Origin of the sequence: Hyalangium sp., from assembly GCF_035629615.1 — a bacterium.
Classification (GTDB): domain Bacteria; phylum Myxococcota; class Myxococcia; order Myxococcales; family Myxococcaceae; genus Hyalangium.
This window is the reverse complement of record NZ_DASPHO010000901.1, coordinates 1-4,842: the sequence shown is the minus strand read 5'-3', so window position 1 is coordinate 4,842 and position 4,842 is coordinate 1. Positions and strand designations below refer to the sequence as shown.

General features: G+C 68.1%; 4 protein-coding genes. 2 read left to right on the top strand and 2 right to left on the bottom strand.

Annotated features, from left to right (window positions below; all coding sequences use genetic code 11):
* Window positions 1-357: hypothetical protein (locus VD972_RS45060; RefSeq protein WP_324996274.1), on the top strand; the 357-nt coding region annotated here is incomplete at its 5' end.
* Between the two features lie 34 nt (window positions 358-391).
* On the opposite strand, the gene VD972_RS45055 is transcribed toward VD972_RS45060, so the two are convergent.
* On the bottom strand, window positions 392-1,720 hold the full coding sequence (locus VD972_RS45055) for a M24 family metallopeptidase (protein WP_324996272.1): 1,329 nt from the start codon (window positions 1,718-1,720) through the stop codon (window positions 392-394).
* Between the two features lie 113 nt (window positions 1,721-1,833).
* Here VD972_RS45055 and VD972_RS45050 point away from each other — a divergent pair, with 113 nt between their 5' ends.
* Window positions 1,834-2,715: a hypothetical protein gene (locus tag VD972_RS45050; protein ID WP_324996270.1), complete on the top strand. Its 882-nt coding sequence runs from the start codon at window positions 1,834-1,836 to the stop codon at window positions 2,713-2,715.
* Here VD972_RS45050 and VD972_RS45045 read toward each other — a convergent pair whose 3' ends face one another.
* The gene (locus VD972_RS45045) at window positions 2,716-4,224 is read right to left on the bottom strand and encodes a LysM peptidoglycan-binding domain-containing protein (protein WP_324996268.1); all 1,509 of its coding nucleotides are present in this window, start codon (window positions 4,222-4,224) and stop codon (window positions 2,716-2,718) included.
* Between the last annotated feature and the right edge of the window lie 618 nt (window positions 4,225-4,842).

The following is a 4,842-nucleotide window of genomic DNA, read 5'->3' as shown; positions in this document are numbered from 1 at the left end:
AACGTCGACCTCGGCCTCGTCCCCGGCCTGATCCGCCGGCGGGAGAACCAGGCGGGGCGCCGACTGTCGATCTTCGCGCGGATCGACGATCGGCCGGGCGGGCTGGCGCGGCTGCTGTCGGTGTTCGCCGAGGGCGGTGCCGATCTGATCGAGGTCGAACATCTCCGCGAGGGCCTCGACCTGCACGTCCGCGAGACCGGCATCCACGCCACGTTCGCCATCCGCACCCGCGAGCAGGCCGCCGAGCTGTACCACCTCATCCAGCAGGCGCGTGCGCAGGACAAGCGCGGCGACAAGTTCGAGAAGCTGACGCCCGTGGCGAACATGGACTTCGACCACGTACCGGTGGTGCGCTAGCGCCGTGCGCTTCACCCGGGCAGCTGATCGCGCGTCAGGGGCGGGGAGTGGGCGAGGGGATGAGGATGAGGTCCTCCTGGGGAGGGATGAGGTACTCGGCCCCCGTCTCCGTCACCACGGCCATCTCCTCCACGGAGATCGTCTTCGTCTCGCCTGGGGTGGGCAGCTTCCAGGCGAAGAAGCCATCGAAGGCGAACACCTGGCCGGGCCGGATGATGCGCGCGGAGGAGCCCTTGGCGGGCTGGCCCTTCTGCGCTCCCGAGAGGGCGGGGCCGACGTCGTGCGCCCAGTAGCCCACGGGATGGCCGGTGCCCCACATGACGGGCTCGCTGGCCGCCTGGAGCATCCAGTCACGCTGGGCCTTGTCCACGTCCCAGCCGCGCACACCGGGCTTGAGCGCGGCAAGCGCCAGGCGATTACCCTTCTTTGCCCGCTCCCACTTCTCGAGCGCCTCGGGCGGGGCCTTCGTCTCGCCGGGCGCGAGCACGTATGCGAAGCGCTGGATGTCCGTCACCCAGCGGCCCTGCACGGAGATGCCGAAGTCCGTCTGGATGAAGTCCCCCGGCTGGATGACGCGATCGGTGGCATGGGAGTGCCCGCGGTCCGGGCCCGAGTTGACGTTGGGGTTCTGGTCCGGCGCCCAGGCATCGGTGACGCCCAGCTCGGCCATGCGCCGCTTGAGGAAGCGCGCCACATCCGAGTCGCGGGTCCGGCCGGGGACGACCTGGCGGTAGGCCTCCTCTTCCAGCTGTGCGGTGAGGACGGCCGCGCGTCGCATCACGTCCACCTCCTCGGGCAGCTTGATGCTCAGCCACTCGGTGACGAGCTCCTCGGACGAGACGAGCCGCTGGCGCAGCGGCGGGGGCAGCGCGGCGGTGAGGCGCATGCGCTGTGTGGACGACAGCCCGTCGGCGACGGACATCCCCTCCGAGAAGTTGAGCGCGATGCGGCGCGGCTTTACGCGAGCCAGCCGCTCGGCCACCTTGGCATAGAGGTCAGTGCCTCGCGGCAGGGGCTCTACCTCATCGTGCAGGCCCACATCGCGCAGGGCCTTGGCCTCGCCCTCGGGCGACAGCGCGACTGAGCGCAGGTGCTCGCCCTCGCGCAGGAAAAGGAAGGCGGCAGGGGCGCTGGCGTTCTCTCCGCCCACGTGGGCTGCCAGCGGATCATTGGCGTTCTCGCGGCACACCACCACCCAGGCATCCACTGCGGCACGTTTCATGGCCTCGGGCAGCAGGCGGGTGACGCGGGCCTTGCGTACCTCTGCCCAGGAGGGCGCGGAGACGGCGGGAGCGTCCGCTGACCAGGCTGCGGGAACGGGGAGTGCGACCAGCAGGAGGAGCGCGGTGAGGGGGACTCGCATGGAGAGCTTTCGAAGAAGAGGAGACCGTGCAGCCGTTTAGGAAGGGAGCGTAGCGCGGATGACGGGGGAGGGAGGTCGGTTGCCGTCAGACCCCTTGAGTAGGGTGGCGCTGCATGGCTTCGATGCTACACGAAGGGCTGCTGGCCCTGTTCCGCAACCGCCCCACGCTGGCGCCCGAGCTGATTCAGGACGCGCTCGGCCTCGGCTTGCCGGCCTGGTCGGAGGCGCGGGTGGAGTCCGCCGAGTTCACCCAGGTGGTTCCCACCGAGTACCGGGCGGACCTGGTGGTGCTGCTGCTGGAGGGCAAGCCCATCTTCGCCATTGTCGTGGAGGTGCAGCTCTCGCGGGATGAGGACAAGCGGAAGACCTGGCCGCTGTACCTCACCAGCCTGCGCTCACGGGTGGGCTGTCCCACCGCCCTGCTCGTGGTGGCGCCGGACAAGGCGGTGGCTCGCTGGTGTGCCCAGCCCATCGAGCTGGGCCATCCCGGCTTCGTACTCCAGCCGCTGGTGGTGGGGCCGGACGCCATTCCTGTCATCGTGGACGAGCAGGTGGCCGGGCGGGATCCGGAGCTGGCGGTCTTGTCGGCCATGGCGCATGGGCACGAGGAGGTAGGCCTGGCCATTGTCCAGGCCATCATGAGCACGGCGAAGGGCCTTGAAGAGGATCGCTCCAAGCTCTACGTTGATCTGGCCGTGTCTACGCTCAGCGAGGCGGCCCGCCGATTCCTGGAGGCGCTGATGAAGAGTGGCAGGTACGAGTATCAGACCGATTTCGTCCGGCGGTGGGTGGCTGAGGGACGTGAGAAGGGACTCCAGGAAGGGCTCCAGGAGGGCGAGAGGGCGTCGCTGTTCGAGGTACTCGACGCCCGGGGCCTGGAGGTGGATGAGGCAGCCCGCGGGCGAATCATGGCCTGCACAGACCTCACGCAGCTCAAGCTCTGGCTGCGCAAAGCCGCGACCGCGCACTCCACCCAGGAACTCTTCGAGAGCTGACTAGGCCGCCGGCCGGGACACCTCGAGCATGCCGAAGCCGTTGTTGCCGTAGAAGGTGGCGAGCTGCTGGGCGCTCACGGTGATGGAGCCCCCCTTCATCAAGGGATCGCCCAGGAGGTACTGCCCGTCCTGCGTCTTGCCGAGCACGGTGACGAAGTGGCCGCCAGGGTCCCTCCCATTGAGGTAGTTGCCGGCCGCCTGCTGCTGAGAGCCCCAGGCGGACCACGTGCCATAGCCGCCGAGGATGACGGGGTTGCCGCGCGCGAGCGCCTGGTCCACCGCGCTCGACACAGGGCCGGACAACAGCGCCGTCTGCGCGCCGAGCGCCCGCAGGCCCTGGGCCAGCTGAGAGGTGCCCATGCGCGCGGAGTACTGGCTGTCGTAGCCGAGCACCGAGTCACGCACCCGGTCGATCGAGGCCGAGGCCGTCTGGGCCGTGGCGGGCGTCATCAGCCCCAGCGCCGCGAGCGCCATCACGCCGGAGGTGGGCCCGCAGTCATTGAAGCCATACGGGTGGCCGCCGCTGTTGTAGGCCGTGGGGCCCCACTGCGTGGCGAAGAAGCGGTTGGCCTCCTGCGTCGTGGTGGAGACGCCCGAGCCCACGGGCGGGGTGGGCGTGGTGGGGATGCTCGGCGTCTGGCCGCCGGGGAAGAGCGTGTTCACGTGGCTGCGGATGAGCTGCTCGTAGTTGTGGCCACGCGCATCGTTCATCAGGCCCGGGCCGCGGTGCCAGGCACGCGCCGCCGCGTGCGGACCGCCGTAGGTGCGCGAGAAGTCCGCCAGCTTCTTGGCGGCGAACTCGATCTGCCAGTCCGGCGGGATGCTCGTCGCGTTGTGGCCCCGGCCGGCGTAGAAGTTCTGCTGGCCCGGCTTGTTGGCGCGCACCCACTGCTCGAAGTCGCCCAGCAGCCCGTTGTCGTCGTAGCCCAGCAGGCCGTGCCCCGTGCCGTCCGTGTGCACCAGGTGGTTCTTGAAGCTCGACTCCTGGAAGACCATGCCCGCGAGGATCTTCGGATCAAAGCCGTACTGGTTGGCGTGGTGCGAGATGGTGGGCCACAGCTCCTGGAGGGTGAACGTGTGGTTCGGCGCGTTGGTGAGAGAGCCCGGCGGCGTGCCCGGGTTGGTGGGCGTGCCTGGATTGGTAGGGTTGGTGGGAGTGGAGCTCCCGCTGGGGATGGTGAGCGTCTGGCCGGGGTAGATGAGGTTGGGGTTGGAGATGTTGTTGGCGCGCTGCAGTGCGTCAGCGGTGGTGCCAAAGCGCTGGGCGATGCCAGTGAGCGAGTCCCCAGCCCGGACCACATAGGTGGAGGGAGTGCCTGGCTGGGTGGGAGGGGTGGAGCTCCCGCTGGGGATGGTGAGCGTCTGGCCGGCGTAGATGAGGTTGGGGTTGGAGATGTTGTTGGCACGCTGGAGCGCGTCCACAGTGGTGCCAAAGCGCTGGGCGATGCCGCTCAGAGAGTCCCCCGCCCGGACCACGTAGGAGGTGCTGGCGGCCTGGAAGGCGTCCATGCGCGCCGCGGAGCGCGTACCAATCGAATGGGAGGTTTCAAATCCGTCCGTCGGAGGGGTGCTCCGAGCACCCTGAGGCGCACCGGCAGGAGCACGAGGAGGAGTCTGTGAGACGGAGTTAAAGTCTTGGAAAGACTTGGTATTCTCGTTCGTTGAGATACGCATGGCAGGAACTCTCAGGAAGGGGTCGGGAAGTGAGGCTTACAAGGGGATTTTCGAGCCCCGACCCGCAGAGTTTCCTGGGAAGATTTCGAGCAGTATTTTTCTGGGACCCCCGCCGCTGAGGGCTTCTCGGAGCATCAGTAGTACTGCTTGATGTACCCGTACGCCTTCTCGAACAGAGAATCGTCCTGGTGCAGCTGGTACTTGAGGGCCGTTGCCGCAGAGCAGGTGGCGGACGAGGTCCTCGACAGTGGGGGCTTCGGTGAACACCCCTGCTGGTTATCTACGCAGGACGGCGGATCACCCGTCTTTTCTTGGAAGGCATGGGACAGCGGGTACCAGAGTGGGCAGGCCCTCTACGGGAACGTCACCCTGGAGATGATGACGCTGCGGGTCCCATCCGCATCCCACAACTTGAGGGTGAAGCTCCCTCGGGTCTCTGCTTCGGTCGCCTCC